This window comes from Streptomyces sp. NPDC038135 (genome assembly GCF_055601245.1).
In genome coordinates, this window is record NZ_JBVJXS010000006.1 from 84,169 (window position 1) to 101,597 (window position 17,429).

The 17,429-nt window shown below is 74.7% G+C and carries 17 protein-coding genes; 6 read left to right on the forward strand and 11 right to left on the reverse strand.

The features are described from left to right. Positions 1-24 precede the first annotated feature (24 nt). The 3 genes from ACZ7JA_RS17940 to ACZ7JA_RS17950 all read right to left on the reverse strand — a co-directional run bounded on the left by ACZ7JA_RS17940 (position 25) and on the right by ACZ7JA_RS17950 (position 2,487). On the reverse strand, positions 25-1,413 hold the full coding sequence (locus ACZ7JA_RS17940) for an NAD(P)/FAD-dependent oxidoreductase (protein ID WP_351668702.1): 1,389 nt from the start codon (positions 1,411-1,413) through the stop codon (positions 25-27). Continuing rightward, complete coding sequence (locus tag ACZ7JA_RS17945) at positions 1,403-1,648, reverse strand: ferredoxin (RefSeq protein ID WP_351668700.1); 246 nt, start codon at positions 1,646-1,648, stop codon at positions 1,403-1,405. The genes ACZ7JA_RS17940 and ACZ7JA_RS17945 overlap by 11 nt, the downstream gene beginning before the upstream one ends. Before the next feature lie 167 nt (positions 1,649-1,815). Then, complete coding sequence (locus ACZ7JA_RS17950; protein WP_351668698.1) at positions 1,816-2,487, reverse strand: hypothetical protein; 672 nt, start codon at positions 2,485-2,487, stop codon at positions 1,816-1,818. A 115-nt stretch (positions 2,488-2,602) separates the two neighbouring features. Between ACZ7JA_RS17950 and ACZ7JA_RS17955 the strand changes: the two genes are divergently transcribed. Beyond that, positions 2,603-2,998 carry a hypothetical protein gene (locus ACZ7JA_RS17955; RefSeq protein ID WP_470809108.1) on the forward strand — a complete coding sequence of 132 codons (396 nt, stop codon included), beginning with the start codon at positions 2,603-2,605 and terminating at the stop codon, positions 2,996-2,998. Positions 2,999-3,126: 128 nt separating this feature from the next. Here ACZ7JA_RS17955 and ACZ7JA_RS17960 read toward each other — a convergent pair whose 3' ends face one another. After that, positions 3,127-4,818, reverse strand: coding sequence for a DUF885 domain-containing protein (locus tag ACZ7JA_RS17960; RefSeq protein ID WP_351668694.1), 1,692 nt, complete (start codon positions 4,816-4,818; stop codon positions 3,127-3,129). Between the two features lie 33 nt (positions 4,819-4,851). After that, the gene (locus ACZ7JA_RS17965) at positions 4,852-5,343 is read right to left on the reverse strand and encodes an Lrp/AsnC family transcriptional regulator (RefSeq protein WP_351668692.1); all 492 of its coding nucleotides are present in this window, start codon (positions 5,341-5,343) and stop codon (positions 4,852-4,854) included. Positions 5,344-5,403: 60 nt separating this feature from the next. Between ACZ7JA_RS17965 and ACZ7JA_RS17970 the strand changes: the two genes are divergently transcribed. Then, positions 5,404-6,621, forward strand: a complete 1,218-nt coding sequence (locus ACZ7JA_RS17970; RefSeq protein ID WP_351668690.1) for a trans-sulfuration enzyme family protein — start codon at positions 5,404-5,406, stop codon at positions 6,619-6,621. Between the two features lie 64 nt (positions 6,622-6,685). Here the strand turns inward: ACZ7JA_RS17970 and ACZ7JA_RS17975 are convergent, their stop codons facing one another. The 3 genes from ACZ7JA_RS17975 to ACZ7JA_RS17985 all read right to left on the reverse strand — a co-directional run bounded on the left by ACZ7JA_RS17975 (position 6,686) and on the right by ACZ7JA_RS17985 (position 10,929). Continuing rightward, the gene (locus ACZ7JA_RS17975) at positions 6,686-8,122 is read right to left on the reverse strand and encodes a GNAT family N-acetyltransferase (RefSeq protein WP_470809111.1); all 1,437 of its coding nucleotides are present in this window, start codon (positions 8,120-8,122) and stop codon (positions 6,686-6,688) included. 273 nt (positions 8,123-8,395) lie between these two features. Then, positions 8,396-9,982 carry an alkaline phosphatase D family protein gene (locus ACZ7JA_RS17980; protein ID WP_351668686.1) on the reverse strand — a complete coding sequence of 529 codons (1,587 nt, stop codon included), beginning with the start codon at positions 9,980-9,982 and terminating at the stop codon, positions 8,396-8,398. Positions 9,983-10,098: 116 nt separating this feature from the next. Continuing rightward, complete coding sequence (locus ACZ7JA_RS17985) at positions 10,099-10,929, reverse strand: alpha/beta fold hydrolase (protein ID WP_351668684.1); 831 nt, start codon at positions 10,927-10,929, stop codon at positions 10,099-10,101. A 331-nt stretch (positions 10,930-11,260) separates the two neighbouring features. On the opposite strand from ACZ7JA_RS17985, the gene ACZ7JA_RS17990 reads away from it, so the two are divergent. Then, on the forward strand, positions 11,261-12,022 hold the full coding sequence (locus tag ACZ7JA_RS17990) for a GntR family transcriptional regulator (RefSeq protein ID WP_351668682.1): 762 nt from the start codon (positions 11,261-11,263) through the stop codon (positions 12,020-12,022). Between the two features lie 102 nt (positions 12,023-12,124). Here ACZ7JA_RS17990 and ACZ7JA_RS17995 read toward each other — a convergent pair whose 3' ends face one another. From ACZ7JA_RS17995 to ACZ7JA_RS18005, 3 genes are all read right to left on the reverse strand, one after another. Further along, positions 12,125-13,282: an ROK family transcriptional regulator gene (locus ACZ7JA_RS17995; protein WP_351668680.1), complete on the reverse strand. Its 1,158-nt coding sequence runs from the start codon at positions 13,280-13,282 to the stop codon at positions 12,125-12,127. Between the two features lie 100 nt (positions 13,283-13,382). Further along, on the reverse strand, positions 13,383-14,036 hold the full coding sequence (locus ACZ7JA_RS18000; RefSeq protein WP_351668678.1) for a response regulator transcription factor: 654 nt from the start codon (positions 14,034-14,036) through the stop codon (positions 13,383-13,385). A 14-nt stretch (positions 14,037-14,050) separates the two neighbouring features. Further along, the gene (locus tag ACZ7JA_RS18005) at positions 14,051-15,205 is read right to left on the reverse strand and encodes a sensor histidine kinase (RefSeq protein WP_389449580.1); all 1,155 of its coding nucleotides are present in this window, start codon (positions 15,203-15,205) and stop codon (positions 14,051-14,053) included. A gap of 107 nt (positions 15,206-15,312) precedes the next feature. Here ACZ7JA_RS18005 and ACZ7JA_RS18010 point away from each other — a divergent pair, with 107 nt between their 5' ends. Genes ACZ7JA_RS18010 through ACZ7JA_RS18020 form a run of 3 tightly spaced genes read left to right on the forward strand, consistent with a single transcriptional unit; the run spans position 15,313 to position 17,428 of the window. Beyond that, positions 15,313-16,233 (forward strand): ABC transporter ATP-binding protein, encoded by a 921-nt coding sequence (locus ACZ7JA_RS18010; protein WP_450751147.1) that lies wholly within the window; start codon positions 15,313-15,315, stop codon positions 16,231-16,233. Between the two features lie 2 nt (positions 16,234-16,235). Then, positions 16,236-16,946 (forward strand): ABC transporter permease, encoded by a 711-nt coding sequence (locus ACZ7JA_RS18015; protein WP_351668674.1) that lies wholly within the window; start codon positions 16,236-16,238, stop codon positions 16,944-16,946. 41 nt (positions 16,947-16,987) lie between these two features. Beyond that, positions 16,988-17,428: a hypothetical protein gene (locus ACZ7JA_RS18020; RefSeq protein ID WP_351668672.1), complete on the forward strand. Its 441-nt coding sequence runs from the start codon at positions 16,988-16,990 to the stop codon at positions 17,426-17,428. Position 17,429 lies beyond the last annotated feature (1 nt).

The following is a 17,429-nucleotide window of genomic DNA, read 5'->3' on the forward strand; positions in this document are numbered from 1 at the left end:
GGGGCGTCGGGGCCACGGCGGCGTTCAGTGGTGGGCCGGGGTGAACACCAGCTGCTGGTCGGCCGGTGAGTAGCCGCTCAGGGTCACGGTGGGGCCGTGGGTCGGCAGGGACGGGTCGGGGAAGTCGGCGTCGAGGGGCTGGCGGCCCTCGGGGCGCCGGTCCACCGTCGGGTACTCCACCGGGAACGGCGCGCCCCGCTCGATCTGCCGCTGGTAGAACTCCAGCCAGCGGGTGTTGTCGAAGCTGACGGCGGCGACCACCCGGCCCTTGTGGCCGTAGACGCCGACGAACCGGCGCTCGGCCAGCGACCCCTGCGTGATCATGATCTGGTCGCCCATGGGCGGCACGCCGACGGATTTGATGTTCACCCTGAACTGCGAGGACCAGAAGGCCGGCATCCACAGGTGCGGGCGCCGGTCGGCGCCCCGGCAGATCATGTTGTGCGCGGCGGTCTCCGCCTGGGCGACGGCGTTGCCCCAGTGCTCCAGCGAGAGGAACTGGTAGCCGAACAGCGCGTGCGGCGAGCGTGCGACGTCACCCGCGACGAACACGTCGTCGGTGACGATGCCCCGGAAGTCGAAGGCCCGGCAGCCGGCGTCGCAGGCGATGCCCCGCGGTCCCGCGCCGAGTCCCGACCCGGTCAGCCACTCGGTGTTGCGCAGCGAACCGAGCGAGACCACCACGACGTCCGACTCGACCTGGCTCCCGTCGGACAGGTGGACGGCGCGCACCCGGCCGGCCGGGTCGCCCTCCAGCGCGGTGACCGTGACACCGGTGCGCAGGTCCACGCCGTTCTCGGTCTGCAGCTCGGCGGCGACGGCGCCGATCACCCCGCCGAGCGCACCCACCAGCGGGGCTCCGGCCCGCTCCGCCAGCGTGACGGCGAGCCCCATCTCCCGGCACGCCGAGGCGACTTCGCACCCGGCGAACCCGGCGCCGATGATGAACACCCGGCGCGCCGACCTCAGCCGCTGCAACAGCCGGGCCGCGTCGTCGCGGGTGCGCAGCAGGAAGACGCCGTCCAGGCGGCCCTCCTCCTCCTTGAACCAGGGCCGGGCCCGCACCCCGGTCGCGATCAGCAGCCGGTCGTACTCCACCTCGTCCCCGTCGGCGAGCCGCACCCGCTTGGCGGACAGGTCGAGGCCCGTCGCCGCCACGCCGAGCCGCCACTTGGCGTCGACCTCCCGGCGGTGGGGCAGCTCGGTGCGGTGCGGGGACGCCTTGCCCAGCAGCACGGCCTTGGACAGCGGCGGCCGGTCGTAGGGCTCGTACGGCTCGTCACCGATCATCGTGAGCGAACCGGTGAACCCCTCGGCGCGCAGCGTCTCGGCTGCCCGGAGCCCGGCCAGCGAGGCGCCGACGATCACGATCCGGCCCTCGCGCCGGAGCCAGTCCACGTGGTCAGCGGCCATCGGAGGCCTCCCCGGCGGATCCGGGCGCACCGGCGGCCGGGCCGTCCAGTCCGTCGGCAGTGATCGCCTGGACCGGGCACGCGGCCACCGCCCGGGCCAGCCGTTCGCGCTGGTCCTCGTGCGCCCGGGGGTCGTAGACCAGCGACTCCTCGCCGTGCATGGTGAAGACATCGGGTGCGAGGAACGCGCACTGCGCGTATCCCTGGCACTTGTTGAGATCGACGACGAGCCGCATCGACGCTCCGCCCTTCCGGTGGCCAGGTCCGGTGCTCACCACCCGCCCAGGGCGGGCATCCCCGGACGGCGGTCATGTCCCGCTGGCCAGCATGAGAGCCGCGCGGGCGCCCCGCGCGCCGGGCGGGCCGTTCGGGTGAGCGGCCCCGCGCGGCGGGACGCCCCGTCTCACGTGGCCGGGCGGGTCCGGGACCCGCCGCGCCGGCCGGCGACGATGTACAGGCTCAGCACCAGCGACCAGACCGGGAAGGCCAGTTCCGCCCAGGGGACGTTCGACGAGACGAAGAGCAGCGTCAGGGCGGTGAGGACGCCGAGGACCATGAGCCACCGCGGCAGGGCGCCGAGCCGGTGCCCGATCACCGACAGGGAGGACACGAAGACGGCCGCCATCCGCATCGCGTACCCGGTCAGCAGCGAGTACGCGAGGTCGCGGCCGAAGTCCCAGGCGGCCTGGCCGGTGGCGCCCCCGGAGGACCGGCCGATCTGCAGGACGGCGGCGGCGGCCGCGGCGCCGCCGAACATCGTGGCGGTGAAGACCAGCCCGCTGCCGAGCAGGACCGTGGCGAGGAACCTGTCCTCCACCTCGCCCACATGGGCCCGTACGGCGCCGAGGAACCACAGGAAGAAGATCCCGGCGAACGGGACCAGGTCGAGCGCCCACTGCACCGCGTCCCGCTTCCCGGGGGTGGTCGCCCGCGCGGTGGCCGCCTCAGCGCCTTCGGGCATGGCCAGCCTGACCAGCACGATCGCCGCCGCCAGCAGCACGGCGAACACCACTCCAGCCAGCCCGGCGGCCCGCGGCGTCTCCATCGCCCGCTGTCCCGGTCCCATGTCCCGCATGCCGGCCCGCCTCCCGTCGCACAGCCCGGGCACCAGCAAGCGGCCTCGCCCCGCCCCGCGCCACCGGGGACGTCCGTACGGCGGAGCCGCCGCACGGACGTCCCCGCCGCCCGCCATGCCTCAGGGCTGGTCGGTCACCCGGGACATCCTCGCCGACCTGCGCGCACGCGACGCCGCGCATCCGGGTGTCCACGGCGCCGGGCCCAGGATGACGGCCTTCGTGATGCCGGCCCACGGTCCCGACGCCTCGAAGCCGTTCGCGTCCGACGGTTACTGGCTGCCCGGCACGTGCCAGACCGCGGGGGCGCCCGAGTCGCCGCTCCGGTGCGAGGCCCGGCGCGGCGTCCTGCGGCAGACCGGCGCCGTCTACCGGTTCCGCCACGTACGGCTGCAGCACCACCTCGCGCGTACCTACCGCGAGCGGCAGGCGCGCTTTAGCCCGGTGCTCCTGGCCGGCGGTGCCGCGCCCCGCCGCGCCCCCGAGCCGGAGGGCACGCGCGCACGCCCCTGAGCCGGAACGCGGCGGGGCCGGCCGCCGCCGGGGGCGGTGACCGGCCCCGCCCGCTCCCGGGCGTAGCGACCCTCGGGGGCCGGTCCGTCCGGTCGACGTCCGGCCGGACCCTCGAGGGGCCGGTGCGGTCAGAGCCGGGACAGCTCGTCCAGCAGGTCGTCCAGGCCCAGCGAGCCCTGGGAGAGGGCGGCCATGTGCCAGGCCTTCAGGTCGAAGGAGTCGCCGTGCCGCGCGCGGGCGTTCTCGCGGCCCCGCAGCCAGGCGCGCTCGCCGAGCTTGTAGCCGATCGCCTGGCCGGGAATCGTCAGGTACCGGGTCAGCTCGCTCTCCACGAAGTCCGCCGGACGGCTGCTGTGCGAGCCGAAGAACTCCTGCGCCAGCTCCGGCGTCCAGCGCTCACCGGGGTGGAACGGCGAGTCCGCCGGGATCTCCAGTTCCAGGTGCATGCCGATGTCGACGATGACCCGCGCCGCGCGCATCATCTGCGCGTCCAGGTAACCGAGCCGCTCCTCCGGGTCCGTCAGATAGCCGAGTTCGTCCATCAGCCGCTCCGCGTACAGCGCCCAGCCCTCGGCGTTGGCGCTGACCCCGCCGACGGTGGCCTGGTAGCGGGAGAGGTCCTTCGCCACGTGCGCCCACTGCGCGAGCTGCAGATGGTGCCCGGGCACGCCCTCGTGGTACCACGTCGACACCAGGTCGTACACCGGGAACCGGGTCAGGCCCATGGTCGGCAGCCAGGTCCGGCCCGGACGGGAGAAGTCCTCCGACGGAGCGGTGTAGTACGGGGCGGCGGCGCCGCCGGGCGGGGCGATGTGCGACTCCACCTTCCGCACCCGCTCGGCGAGTTCGAAGTGCGTGCCGTCCAGGTCCGCGATGGCCCGGTCCATCAGGCCCTGCAGCCACTCGCGGACCTCGTCGACGCCCTCGATGTGCCGGCCGTGCTCGTCCAGGTGCGCCAGCGCCACCCACGGCGTCCCGGCGCCGGGCAGGATCTTCTCCGCCTCCTGCTTCATCTCGCCGAGGATGCGGTGGAACTCCGACCAGCCGTACGCGTACGCCTCGTCCAGGTCCAGGTCGGTGCCGTTGAAGTAGCGGGCCCAGCGGGCGTACCGCTCGCGGCCCACCGTGTTCGGCGCGCCCTCGACGGCCGGTGCGTACACGTCCCGCATCCAGTCCCGCAGCTCCACCAGCGAGGCGGTCGCCGTCCGCGCCGCCTCGTCCAGTTCCGCGCGCAGCGCGTCCGGACCGGCCGTGGCGAAGTCCTCGTACCAGCCGCGGCCCTTGCCGTCGGTGTCCGTCCACTCGGAGAGCTGCTCGACGTACGTGGCGGTCGGCCGGGGCGCCGCGTACAGCTTGCGCTCCAGGCCCAGCTCCAGCGACTCCCGGTAGCCCGCGACCGCGGCCGGCACCGCACGCAGCCGCTGGGCGATCGCCGCCCAGTCCTCCTCGGTCTGCGCCGGCATCACGGTGAACACCTCCCGCACCGAGTGGCCCGGCGTGCTCATGTTGCCGACCGCGCGCAGATGCTCGTCGGCCTCGTGCACGGCCAGTTCGGCGGTCAGCCGCTCCCGCAGCAGCCGGCCGCAGCGACGCTCCACGTCACTGTCCGCTCCGGGCCGCCGCTCGGCCTCGTCGAGCCGCGCGAGCGTCGTCCGCGCCAGTTCCGCCAGGGCCTCCTGGCCGGCCGGGGAGTAGTCGGGCAGCCTGGTCGAACTCTCCTTCACACCGAGGTAGGTACCGGTGACCGGGTCGAGGGCGATGAGGTCGTCCACGTACGCGTCGGCGACCTGTCGGGGCAGCGGGCTCTGGATGTCGGACATGGCGCCCATCCTCATACGCGGACGGCGCCCGCGTCACCCGTGCGTCCCGGATTCAGCCGGGGGCAGAAGCGGCCCGCAGTCCCACTGCTGGAAGATCAGCCGGGTCTCCACCCGGGCCACCTCCCGCCGCGCGGTGAACCCGTCCAGCACCAGCCGCTGCAGATCGGCCATGTCCGTCACGGCCACGTGCACCAGGTAGTCGTCGGGACCGGTCAGATGGAACACCGACCGCGACTCCGGCAGCGCGCGGATCCGCTCCACGAACGGCCCCACCAGTTCCCGGCGGTGCGGCCGCACCTGCACCAGCAGCAGCGCCTCCAGACCGCGCCCCAGCCTGGCCGGGTCGAGCCGCAGTTGGTGGCCGAGGATCACGCCCGCGCGGCGCAGCCGCGTCACCCGGTCCAGGCACGTCGACGGCGCCACGCCCACCTGGGCGGCGAGATCGCGGTAGGTGGTCCGGGCGTCGTTCTGCAGCAGCCGCAGCAGATGGAGATCCACCGGATCCAGTGCGACAGATTCGGCCATGTGCCGAACGTAGCACGGTGTCCCGCCCCCGCATCCCGTCCGGTGTTCACCCTTCCGCCCATGGACACAGCGAGCACGGGTGCCTACGACGCCGTACGCCCCGCATCGAGAGCACTGGCCACCGAGGCCGTGCACGCCGGCCGCGACGATCTCGCCCGCCAGGGACTGCACGCCCCGCCGATCGACCTGTCCACCACCTACCCCTCCTTCGACAGCCGGGGCGAGGCCGCCCGCATCGACGCGTTCGCCACCGACGGCGCCGACCCCGACGGCCCGCCGATCTACGGCCGTCTCGGCAACCCGACCGTGGCCCGCTTCGAGACCGCCCTCGCCCGCCTGGAGGGCACCGAGTCCGCCGTCGCCTTCGCCAGCGGCATGGCCGCGCTCAGCGCGGTCCTCCTCGCGCGGTCCGCGACGGGGCTGCGCCATGTGGTCGCGGTGCGCCCGCTGTACGGCTGCAGCGACCACCTGCTGACCGCCGGGCTCCTCGGCACCGAGGTGACCTGGACCGATCCGGCCGGGATCACCGACGCGCTGCGCCCCGACACCGGCCTGGTGATGGTCGAGTCACCGGCCAACCCGACCCTCGCCGAGGTCGACCTGCGGGCCGTCGCCCACGCCTGCGGTTCGGTCCCGCTGCTCGCCGACAACACCTTCGCCACCCCCGTCCTCCAGCGTCCCGCCGAACACGGCGCGCGGCTGGTGCTGCACAGCGCCACGAAGTACCTCGGCGGCCACGGTGACGTCCTCGCCGGTGTGGTGGCCTGTGACGAGGAGTTCGCCGGACGGCTCCGGCAGATACGTTTCGCCACCGGCGGTGTCCTGCATCCCCTGGCCGGCTACCTGCTGCTGCGGGGCCTGTCCACGCTGCCGGTGCGGGTCCGGGCCGCCTCCGCGAGCGCCGCCGAGCTCGCCGGCCGGCTCGCCGCCGACCCGCGGGTGGCCCGCGTGCACTACCCGAAGCTGGGCGGCGCGATGGTCGCCTTCGAGACGCACGGCGACCCGCACGAGGTGATCGCCCGGGTCGGTCTGATCACCCCGGCGGTCAGCCTGGGCAGCGTCGACACCCTGATCCAGCACCCCGCCTCGATCAGCCACCGCATCGTCGACGCCGACGACCGGCGCGGCGCCGGGGTGAGCGACCGGCTGCTGCGGATGTCGGTGGGTCTCGAGGACGTCGACGACCTGTGGGCGGACCTGGACCGGGCGCTGGGAGAGCGGACCCTGACGCCGGTCCCGCTGCGGGACGCGGCCCCCCTCCAGGAGACCGTGGGCTGACGGCCCCGTACGGACGACGGCGGCCCGGTGCGGGGGGGCCGGGCCGCCGTTCCCGCCGCGGTCTTCAGTCGCGGCGGGTCGCTTCGCCGAGCCGCTCCGCCCGGCCCCCGTGCGTCGCCCGGGTGCCGACGGCAGCGGTGTCCAGGCGTGCCGTGACGACCAGGGTGCCCTCCTCGATCTGGTAGTCCAGGGGCAGCCCGAGGCCGCGCATCGCCGCGACCATCCCGGTGTTGGAGGCCTGCGTCACGGCGTACACGCTCTCGCAGCCGGCCTCCACGGCCATCGCCACCAGGCGGCCGAGCAGTTCGGCGCCGATGCCGCGCCGCTGCCACGCGTCCTCCACGAGCAGCGCGACCTCGGTCTCGTCGCCGTCCCACAGCAGATGACCGAGGCCGACGATGCGCCCGGAGGCGGTCTGCGCGGCCAGCGTCCGGCCGAACCGGGGGCTGAGCAGGTGGTTCAGATAGCGGTCGGTGTCGCCGACCGGCCCGTGGTAGCGCAGGCCGAGGGTGCGCCGCGAGCACCGCTCGTGCATGGCCCTGGCCGCGTCGAGGTCACCGGTGTCCACCCGGCGCACGGTGATGTCGGCGCCCTCGGGCAGCGTCAGCACGTCGTGGCCGCCCGGGATCCGCGGACCGAGCCGGCTGTCCAGCTCCACCAGCGCCCTGGCCCGCGCGAACTCCGCCGGGGTGAACGGCAGATACGGCCGCTCCACGGTGAGTACGCCGCCCCCGGGCGCCCGCAGCCGCATGACGGTGTCCTCCAGCACCCCCTCCGTGGGCACCGGCTCCGGTCCGCGGCCGCCGCCGAAGGGCGTGGCGGGCAGCGAGCGGATCGTGCACCGGCCCAGCAACTGCCTGAGGGCCAGCGGCAGTTCCGCCGTGTCCAGCGCGGTGCGCGCGGCGAGGGCCAGGACCCGGGTCGGGGCGTCCACCAGGTCGTGCGCGTCGGCCCGCTCGATCCAGGTGGACGTGCCACCGGCCAGCGACACCGTCCGGGTGAGCTCGGTCGCCGCGAGCGCCTCGGGCGCCCGCAGCAGGAACTCGTCCACGGTGCCCTCCGCCAGCGGGTGCGTCTGCAGACTCAGGATGTCGACCCGCCGTCCGGCCAGCGCCGTGCACAGCGCGGCCAGCGAGCCGGGTTCGTCCCGCACCGTGGTCCGCATCCGCCACAGCGTGCTCGCCCCGGCCGTGTCCGGCGCCGGCGCGTCCGGGGCGTGCGCGGGCCCGGCCGGCCGCACCTCGGCGGCCGGCCGGGCACCGGTATGCCCGGTCGGCGGCGCGTGCCCGTGGCGGCGTGCCCACCAGGTGTGGAAGCCCGCCGTCGCGGCCAGCAGGACCGCCGAGACCACCAGCAGCGCGGGACCGTCGGGGCCGTGTCCGACCAGGTTGGCCACGCCGTCCGCCACCGCCACCGCCGTGAACAGGGCCGCGAGCTCGACGAGGTCCCGCCGCCAGTGGTGCACGGGCCGGCCGTGCTTCGTCCGGGTCACTCGAGACATGTCTGAAGTCATGCAGCCACTGTGAAGGAACGGTGTTGCGTGATCACGAACGGTTTGTGACCGATGGGTAAAGCATGCTCCGTCCGTTTTGTTGGACTTTCCAGTACTGCGGACCCCGGCAGGTCACGAGACTCCCGGCCGCCGCCGACGATCTTTCAGTACCCCCGAAACGCGTCGGCGGGAACGAAGTTGACCCGTGCCGCGCCCCGGGGGATGACGCCGGCGCGCGGCACTGCGTCGAGGGTACGGGACCCGGCGGTCCCGGCGGGGGTCCTACTGGCCGACCCGGCCCGGCTGCAGGGTCCGCGTGAACAGCACCGTGCCGTCCTGCTCGCGCAGCCGTACCGTCAGCTCGCCGCTGCCGCCGTCGATGTCGACCTCGCCGAAGAACTGGTACCCGCCCGCGGGCGAGACGTTCGACGCGGTCGGCGCCTTCACGAACACCCGCTCCGGGCCGAAGGTCGCGTCCAGCTCGCTGGCCGGGAAGGCGCCGGCGTTCAGCGGGCCCGAGACGAACTCCCAGAACGGCTCGAAGTCGGTGAACGCCGCCCGGGACGGCTGGTAGTGCTGCGCCGAGGTGTGGTGGACGTCCGCCGTCAGCCACACCGTGCCGGTGATCCGGCGGTGCTTGACGAAGCGCAGCAGCTCGGCGATCTGCAGCTCCCGGCCCAGCGGGGCGCCGGGGTCGCCCTGCGCCACCGCCTCGAAGTTCGGCCGGCCCTCCGTGGTGTCGGGCACCACGAGACCGATCGGCATGTCCGCGGCGATCACCTTCCACACCGCCCGCGACCGCGCCAGCTCCCGCTTCAGCCAGTCGAGCTGCTCACGGCCGAGGATGCCCTGCGGGTCCGTGGTCTGGTCGCCGGGCGAGTTGGCGTCGCGGTAGGTGCGCATGTCCAGCACGAACACGTCCAGCAGCGGGCCCTGGCGCAGCACGCGCTGCACCCGGCCCTCCTTCGCGCCCGGCCGCAGCGTGGAGACCGGGAAGTACTCGCTGAACGCCCGCCGCGCGCGTGCCGCCAGCACGTCGACGCTCTTCTCGGTGTACCGGGTGTCCGAGGCGGCGATCACCTCGCCCGGGTACCAGTTGTTGCGCACCTCGTGGTCGTCCCACTGCACGATGGACGGCACCTGGGCGTTGAACCGCCTGAGGTTGTCGTCCAGCAGGTTGTAGCGGAAGTTGCCCCGGTACTCGGCGAGGGTCTCGGCGACCTTCGCCTTCTCCTCGGTGGTGACGTTCCGCCAGGTGCCGCCGCCGGGCAGGGCCTGGGTGGCGGCGATGGGGCCGTCGGCGTACACGTTGTCGCCGCTGCACAGGAAGAAGTCCGGGTCCAGCTTCGCCATCGCGTCGTAGATCCGGTAGCCGCCCAGGTCGGGGTTGATGCCCCAGCCCTGCCCGGCCAGGTCGCCCGACCACAGGAACCGCACGCCGTCCCGGCGGTGCCGGGAGACGGTGCGGAAGGTGCCGGTCACCGGCTCGCCGGTACGGCGCGGGTCGTCGGGGTCGGCGAGCAGCACCCGGTAGTGGATCTGCTCGCCGGAGGGCAGGCCGTGCAGTCGGGTGGTGCCGGTGAAGTCCGTGCCGGCGCCCAGCAGCGGACCGTGCCACCGGCGCGGGTTCCGGAACGACTCGGTCGCCGAGGTCTCCACGGTCATCCGGGCCGGCCGGTCCGAACGCACCCAGACCAGGCCGGAGTCGGTGGTCACGTCTCCCGTCTGCACGCCCCAGTCCGCCGAGGGGCGCCCGGAACGCGCGAAGGCGGGGGCCGCGCCGAGGCCCACGGGCAGGGTCAGGGCCGCCGACGCGGCGAGCGAGCCGCGCAGCACGCCGCGGCGGCCGGGGAGCGGGCGGTGGGACATGGCTGTGCCTCCAAGGACGGGATCCGGCCGGTGTGCAGAGCCACACCTACTGGTGCGCCGCGGCGCGCGCGCGAACCGCAGGTGAACAATGGGCCGTCCCGGGAGCGTTCAGCCGGTCAGCGGCTGCCGTCGAGGATGACGCGGGCGACCAGCGCCGGGTCGTCGTTCATCGGGACGTGCCCGCAGCCGGGCAGCCGCACCAGCCGGGCGTGCGGGATGATCGTCTTGGCGCGGACGCCCTGGCGGCGCACCAGGAGCCGGTCCTGGGTCCCCCACGCGACGGTGACCGGCAGCCCCGGCAGGCCGTCGGTGAACTGGACGGTGACACCCGCCCGCAGGGTGGCGTCGAAGCCGGTGGCGCCGGCCAGCGCGAGCGTCTCGGCGACCACGGCGTCGGGCGAACGGCGGCCGGGCCGGCGGTAGATGGTGCTGGTCAGCGCGGTGCGTCCGGCCGCGGAGCGCGACATCCGCTCCACCAGGGGCAGTGGCAGGCGCTGGGCGACACCCCGCATGGTCTGCAGCATCGCGAACGCGTAGCGGCGTTCGGCCTGCGTCCAGAACCCGGCGGGGGAGAGGGCGGTGACGGACCGTACGAGCTTCTCGCGGCCCAGCTCCAGGGCCAGCAGGCCGCCCAGCGAGTTGCCGGCCACGTGCGGGCGGTCCAGCTCCAGCGCCTCGAAGAGGGCGGCGAGCACGGCGTTGGTCGTGGGCAGGTCGTACGGCAGGCCGTCCGGCAAACCGGGGGACGCGCCGAAGCCCGGCAGGTCCACCGCGATCACCTCGCGCTCGGTGGCGAGGATGTCCACCACCGGGTCCCAGGCCTGCCGGTGGTGGCCGATGCCGTGCAGCAGGACCAGGGGCGCACCGCGTCCCACGCGCGCGTAGGAGACGGTCACGTCCCGCGGGCCGTGCGGAGTGGGGACCGGGAAGGTGGCGGTGGCGGACATGGAGTGCTCCTCGGCTGGGCTGCTGACGGACGCCGTAGACAGTTTGTCAGCAATAACTACCGACGGGTAGCCCCTTGCTCGCCTCCCCGAGTCCGCGCGTCCGCCGGCCCCCAGGGGCGCTGCGCCGGACTCCTCCTGGATGCCCGCATGCGTCCACCCGTGCGAACGCCGTGTGAACGCTGCACGGCTCCTCACCCGTGTGTCGCCCCAGGGATCGAGGATTGGTCTTGACCAAGGGTGTGGGCCGTCCTATGGTCGCAGATAAGTGCAACAACCTTTAATAAACAAGGGCGCTAAAAACCGCCGGATCACGGCACTTGCGGAGGACAGGGTGGGGACCACGCAGCTGGAATCGGTGCCGGAACCGAAGTACTGGCATCTCAAGACCGTGCTCAGTGAGGCACTCGACTCGGAGTTCTCGGTCGGCGAGATCCTGCCCAACGAGCGCGACCTGGCCGCCCGCTTCGGCGTCGCCCGCGCCACGCTCCGCCAGGCCCTCGAACAGCTCGAGCTGGAAGGCCGGCTGCAGCGCCGGCGCGGCGTCGGCACGACCGTCGCGCCCCCGCGCGTGGGCGTGGCCGTGGGCAGCCGGCAGCACACCTGGCCGGGAGCCGCCGACGACGCCTGGCAGCCCGTGGACAGCGTGCGCTCCGCGCCGCCCGCCGCGGTCGCCGCCGCCCTGGAGACCGGCTCCGGTGAGCCGGTGCACATCGTGCGCCGATCGCGGATGTCGGGCGGCCAGCGCGTCGCCACCGAACTGCTCCACGTCCCCGACGCCTCGGTGCCCGACCTGACCGCCATCGACGCGCCGTCCGGCGCGGCACGCGCGCGTGCGGTGCTGCGCGAACTGCAGCGCCTGGAGCTCGAGGGCCAGGACCGCGCCGTCGAACTGGGCTCCGCCCGCGCGGACGACGCCAAGGACCTCGACCGGCTGCCCGGCGCGCCCGTGCTCGTCGTCACCACGCGTTTCTTCGCCGAGGGCCGCACCGCCGCCATCTCCGTGGCGACCTACCGCGCCGACACCTGCCGGCTGACCTTCGGGGACTCGCCCGACGTGGAGATACACCACGACCCCGAGCGGCGGGCCTCCTGAGCGACGCGTCCTCGGCCGCGCCCCGGACCTCCAGCCGGGCGCGGCCGGACGTCTCCCTCGCCGGCCGTCGTCGCCGCAGCCCCGGCGCTCACATGTCCGGTGTCAACGCCGCGCGGTGACCGTTCCCTCCACCGCGAACAGCTCCGCCTCCACGTGGTCGAGGGCGAGACGCAGCGCACCCGTGGCCACCGCCGCCCCGCCGAGCGCGGACAGCGCCACCCCGGGCGGGCGCAGGCAGTAGCGCGCGAGCTCGCGGCGCAGCGGATCGAGCACACCGTCGAGGCCCGCCGCCCAGCCGCCGATCACCACCAGCTCGGGGTCGAGGGCCAGCACCAGCGCGGCCACGTCGTGGACGAGCCGCTGGATGAACCGCTCCACCGCCGCCCCCGCCCGCTGGTCGCCGTCCCGGGCGAGCGCGAACACCTCGGCGACCGCCTGCTCGTCCAGCGGGTGCAGCGGCTCGTCGGTGGTGGACAGCAGGGTCTCCGGGGTCACCTCCCGGCCCAGCAGGTGCAGCGCGCCGATCTCCCCGGCCGCCCCGCCGTACCCCCGGTGCAGCCGGCCGCCGATCAGCGCGCCCGCGCCCGGGCTGAGCCCGGCCAGGACGAACACCAGGTCGTCGGTCTCCGTCGCCGCGCCCTTCCAGTGCTCGGCGACGGCCGCCGCGTTGGCGTCGTTCTCCACCAGCACCGGGCACTTGAAGGAGCGGCCGAGCCGCTCGCCGAGCCGCAGACCCGTCCACCCCGGCAGCGCCGTGCACAGCCGGACCGTCCCGTCCGCCTCCACGATCCCCGGCGAGGCCACGCCCACCGCGCGCAGCGAGCCGCGTGCCACCCCGGCCCGGCGCAGCAGTTCGGCGACCGCGCCGCGCAGCCGGTCCAGCCGCTCGTCCGCCGGCGCCGTCTCGGCCACCTCCTTGGCCTGCGAGCCCAGCACCCGCCCGTCCAGGTCGGACAGGAGCGCGGCGACCCGGTGCGGCCCGATCTCCAGGCCCAGCAGATGACCGGCCTCGGCCCGGAACCGGAACCTCCGGGCAGGCCGCCCCTGCCGGCGCGCGGTGCCCTCGTCGGCGGCCTTCTCGACCACCAGCCCCGCCTCGATGAGCCCCTCGACGACGCCCTCGACGGTCGGCCGGGACAGACCGGTGACCCGGGTGACCTCGGTGAGCGTCGCGCAGTCCGTGGTCCGCAACGCGTGCAGCACCACCGCGGAGTTGATCCTTCGCAGCAGCGAGGGATCGCCGCCGGTAAGCTGCCCCACCGTCCGTCCTCCCAGCTCGCGGGCGTGTTGGGCGGATCGTACTCGGCCCGGCCCACCCCTGCGAGTGCCGGGCCCCGCAGGCCCCGCGGCACCCGCCCGGTCAGCCCGGCGCGACGAACCCCGACTCGTAGGCGGCGATCACCGCCTGGGTGCGGTCCCGCGCCCCCAGCTTGGCCAGCACGGCGCTCACGTGCGACTTCACCGTCTCCGTCCCGACCACCAGCCGGGCGGCGATCTCCGCGTTCGACAGCCCCCGTGCCATCAGCCGCAGCACCTCCGCCTCCCGCTCCGTCAGCCCGGCCCCGGTCAGCGGGGCGCCGGCCGCGCGCCGCTCCCCGAACCGGGCGGCCAGGCGCCGTACGGACGCCGGGAACAGGAGCGACTCGCCGTCGGCCACCAGCCGTACCGCGTGCACGATCTCGGCCGGCCGGGACCGCTTCAGCAGGAACCCGTCGGCGCCGGCCCGCAGCGCCTCGTACACGAACTCGTCGTCCTCGAAGGTGGTCACCACGATGATCTTGGGCGGTGCGTCCACCGTGCGCAGCACCGCACGCGTGGCCTCGATCCCGTCCATCAGCGGCATCCGCACGTCCATCGCCACCACGTCCGGCCGCAGCCGGCGCACCAGCGGGATGACCGCCGCCCCGTCGGCGGCCTCACCGACCACCCGGATGTCGGGCTGCGCCTCCAGCACGGCGCGCAGACCCGCGCGCACCAGGGGCTCGTCGTCGACCAGGAGTACGGAGACCGGCATCCGGCCAGCGTAGATCAACCGAGCGGAAGCTCCGCCCGCACCTGCCAGTCGCCCTCGTCGGGGCCGGTGCGGGCGCTGCCCCCGAGCAGCGCGGCCCGCTCCCGGATACCGCGCAGCCCGCTGCCCCGTCCGGCCCCCGGCGGCCCGGCCGGCAGCGGGTTGCGGACCTCCAGGGTGAGCGCGTCCCCGCGCACGGACACCCGGACCCGCACCGGGACGGCCCCGGCGTGCCGCAGCACGTTGGTGAGCGCCTCCTGCAGGATCCGGTACCCCTCGCGCGAGACCGGCCCCGGCACGGCGTCCACCGGGCCGGTCACCTCGGCCTCGACCTTGGCTCCGGAGGCGCGTGCCGACTCCAGCAGGCGATCGGCGTCGGCGAGGGTGGGCCGGGCGCTCGCCGGCCGCTCCGACTCCCGCAGCACCCCGAGCACCCGCTCCAGATCGTCGAGCGCGGCCCGGCCGGTCTCCTCGATGGCCTCCAGGGCGCGGTCGGTGAACTCCGGATCACCCGCCGCCCGCGCCGCGCCGGCCTGCACCACCGCCACCGTCAGGGCGTGCCCGATGGAGTCGTGCAACTCCCGCGCGATCCGGGTGCGTTCCAGCAGCCGCTCGGTCCGCTCCTCCAGCGCGGCCAGCCGCTCGGCGGCGGACGGCCCGAGGAACCGGCGGGCCCACGCGGTGACCAGCCGGCCGAGTCCGACGACGGCCCCGTACAGGGCGAGCAGCGGCAGCGGCGCCAGCAGGGCCCAGGCCCGGTCCGGCGGCAGCAGGTCCAGCACGGGCACCCCCGAAGGAGCGCGCCCCCAGGCGAACTTCGCCAGCTCGTACGCCGCGATCGGCATCCACACCGAGAAGAACGACGTCACCCAGCCGAGGAGCATCCGCAGCTCCAGCCACAGCACCGTGCGGCCACGGTCCCGCCAACTCGCCGACGGCGTGGCGGAGATGCCGGGGTCCTCCACGCCGGGCGTCAGCAGCAGCCGGCCCTGCACGCCCTCGCCCACGCGCACGGCGGGCACCAGGCCGACCGGGACGAGCACGAGCGCGGGCACCCAGGGCTTCGACTCGTCGATCAGCATCCACACGCTCTGCAGCAGCATGGGGACCCACAGATGCAGCAGACGGGTGTACGTCGTCCCGCGCGACAGCGGGCGCAGGAAACGGACCATGGGCCCATCCTCGCAGGGGCCCGGGCGAGCGGACCTCCCCCGCGCGGGGGAGACGCTCCCCGCCGGCGGGGGAGGATCCGACGCCCGTTCCCCGCGAGGCTGTTGCCATGACCAGCATCGACGTGCGAGACCTCACCAAGGAGTACGGCGGCCGGCGCGCCGTGGACCGGCTGACCTTCGGCGTCCGTCCCGGCCGGGTCACCGGATTCCTCGGCCCCAACGGCGCGGGGAAGTCCACCACCATGCGGCTCGTCCTCGGCCTCGACCGGCCGACCTCCGGGACGGCCCGGATCGGCGGCCGCGCCTACGCCGAACTCCAGGACCCCCTGCGCCGGGTGGGCGCCCTGCTGGACGCCGGGGCCGCGCACGGCTCCCGCACCGCGCGCGACCATCTGCGGGCTCTCGCGGTGAGCAACCGCATCCCGGCCCACCGGGTGGACACCGTCCTGGAGCGGACCGGGCTCGCCGACGTGGCCCGCCGCCGGGTGCGGACGTACTCCCTGGGCATGCGCCAGCGGCTCGGGATCGCCGCCGCGCTCCTCGGCGACCCGGAGGTGATCCTGCTGGACGAGCCCGCCAACGGCCTCGACCCGGAGGGCATCATCTGGATCCGCACCCTGCTGCGCGGGCTCGCCGACGAGGGCCGTACGGTCCTCGTCTCCAGCCATCTGATGCACGAGACCGCCGCCTTCGCCGACCACCTGGTGATCCTCGGCCGGGGCAGACTCCTCGCCGACACCCCGGTCCAGGAGTTCATCCACGCGCGCGTGCGGCCCCGGGTCAGGATCCGCACCACGGACGCCGCCGCGCTCGGCGCCCTGCTCGCCCGCCACGGCCACGACGCCTCCCAGGACGAGGACGGCGCCTGGACGGTGCGGCACGCGCGCGTGGACGACATCGGCCGCCTGGTCTCGGAGGCGGGCGTGCCCGTGCTGGAACTCACCGCCCAGGAGGCCACCCTCGAAGAGGCCTACCTCGATCTGACGGCCGCCGAGGCCGAGTTCACCGCCCAGCCCCAGGAGGCCTGACCATGCCGTTCGCCCCGGTTCTACACGCGGAGTGGATCAAGATCCGCACCCTGCGCTCGCTCGTCGGCAGCCTCGTCGCCGTCCTCCTCGCCACCGTCGCGTTCTCCGCGCTCGCCTCCGCCGACGCCGACGACGCGGACCCGCTGTTCTCGGTGTTCTTCGGCGTCAACTTCGGCCAGATCGCCGCGATCGCCTTCGGTACGACGGCCGTCGCCTCCGAGTTCCGGGGTGGCGCGCTGCGGCTGACGCTGTCGGCCGTACCCGACCGGCGGCGGTGGTTCGCCGCGAAGGCGACGGCCATCGCCCTGCCGGTGCTGGCGACGGGGCTGCTCACCGGCCTGGTGACACTGCTGGTGGGCAAGTCCGTCCTCGGCGACTCCGGGCCCACCTGGACCGAGGGGCTGCGCGGCGCCGTCGGCTGCGGTCTCCAGCTCACGCTGATGGCGCTGTTCGCCGCGGGACTCACGGCCGTGCTGCGCAGCGGCGTCGCGACGCTCTCCGTGCTGATCCCGTTCCTGCTGATCGTGTCCTTCGTCATCGGCGACATGTCCTCGGGCGTGGCCGACCTGCTGCCCGACCGGGCCGGCCAAGTCGCCCTGCACAGCGGCCACGACGGAGCCCTCGGTCCCTGGACCGGGCTCGCGGTGGCCGCGCTCTGGGCGGCGGCGGCCCTGTCCGCGGGAGCGTGGAGCGTGCGGCGCAGGGACGCCTGACGGCGTGCCAATTGTCAGTGCCGCCCGTTTTACTGGATCACATGGACATCGCGAACTGTCTTGCTCTGATAGAGCGGCTGTGCGCACGGGAGTTCCCGGCGGAGCACGGCAGGACGGACGTCGGCACGGGCGGGCCGGGTTACCTGATGGCCGCCCTGCGGACCAGCGGCGACCTCCAGGGGGACGACGGCGCCGAGCGGGAGACGGTGGAGGCGCAGTACGAGGCCGACCGGGACGCGCTCGCCGAGCGGCTCACCGAACGGTGGGGGCCGGCGGACGTGTTCGGTCTGGCCGGCGTGCTCCTGCGGAGCGCGGAGGGGGAGGCGGCCGCGGAACCGTGGGGCACGCTGGCCGCTCACGTGCCGGACGTGCACCTGTGGCGGGCCGGGCCGGACCGCTGGGTCGCCCTGGGCGTGTCCCGGCGGGACGGTGAACTCCCCTGCCGGTTGCTGGCGGTGGTAACGGACACGGACCCGCCCTGAC

Coding starts and splice junctions, on each gene's coding strand:
- ACZ7JA_RS17980 (WP_351668686.1), bottom strand. CDS start 9,982: ATGTCCCACCGCCCGCTCCCCGGCCGCCGCGGCGTGCTGCGCGGCTCG.
- ACZ7JA_RS18010 (WP_450751147.1), top strand. CDS start 15,313: ATGACCAGCATCGACGTGCGAGACCTCACCAAGGAGTACGGCGGCCGG.
- ACZ7JA_RS18020 (WP_351668672.1), top strand. CDS start 16,988: ATGGACATCGCGAACTGTCTTGCTCTGATAGAGCGGCTGTGCGCACGG.
- ACZ7JA_RS17950 (WP_351668698.1), bottom strand. CDS start 2,487: ATGCGGGACATGGGACCGGGACAGCGGGCGATGGAGACGCCGCGGGCC.
- ACZ7JA_RS17955 (WP_470809108.1), top strand. CDS start 2,603: ATGCCTCAGGGCTGGTCGGTCACCCGGGACATCCTCGCCGACCTGCGC.
- ACZ7JA_RS17985 (WP_351668684.1), bottom strand. CDS start 10,929: ATGTCCGCCACCGCCACCTTCCCGGTCCCCACTCCGCACGGCCCGCGG.
- ACZ7JA_RS17975 (WP_470809111.1), bottom strand. CDS start 8,122: ATGTCTCGAGTGACCCGGACGAAGCACGGCCGGCCCGTGCACCACTGG.
- ACZ7JA_RS17940 (WP_351668702.1), bottom strand. CDS start 1,413: ATGGCCGCTGACCACGTGGACTGGCTCCGGCGCGAGGGCCGGATCGTG.
- ACZ7JA_RS18000 (WP_351668678.1), bottom strand. CDS start 14,036: ATGCCGGTCTCCGTACTCCTGGTCGACGACGAGCCCCTGGTGCGCGCG.
- ACZ7JA_RS17970 (WP_351668690.1), top strand. CDS start 5,404: ATGGACACAGCGAGCACGGGTGCCTACGACGCCGTACGCCCCGCATCG.
- ACZ7JA_RS18005 (WP_389449580.1), bottom strand. CDS start 15,205: ATGGTCCGTTTCCTGCGCCCGCTGTCGCGCGGGACGACGTACACCCGT.
- ACZ7JA_RS17960 (WP_351668694.1), bottom strand. CDS start 4,818: ATGTCCGACATCCAGAGCCCGCTGCCCCGACAGGTCGCCGACGCGTAC.
- ACZ7JA_RS18015 (WP_351668674.1), top strand. CDS start 16,236: ATGCCGTTCGCCCCGGTTCTACACGCGGAGTGGATCAAGATCCGCACC.
- ACZ7JA_RS17945 (WP_351668700.1), bottom strand. CDS start 1,648: ATGCGGCTCGTCGTCGATCTCAACAAGTGCCAGGGATACGCGCAGTGC.
- ACZ7JA_RS17965 (WP_351668692.1), bottom strand. CDS start 5,343: ATGGCCGAATCTGTCGCACTGGATCCGGTGGATCTCCATCTGCTGCGG.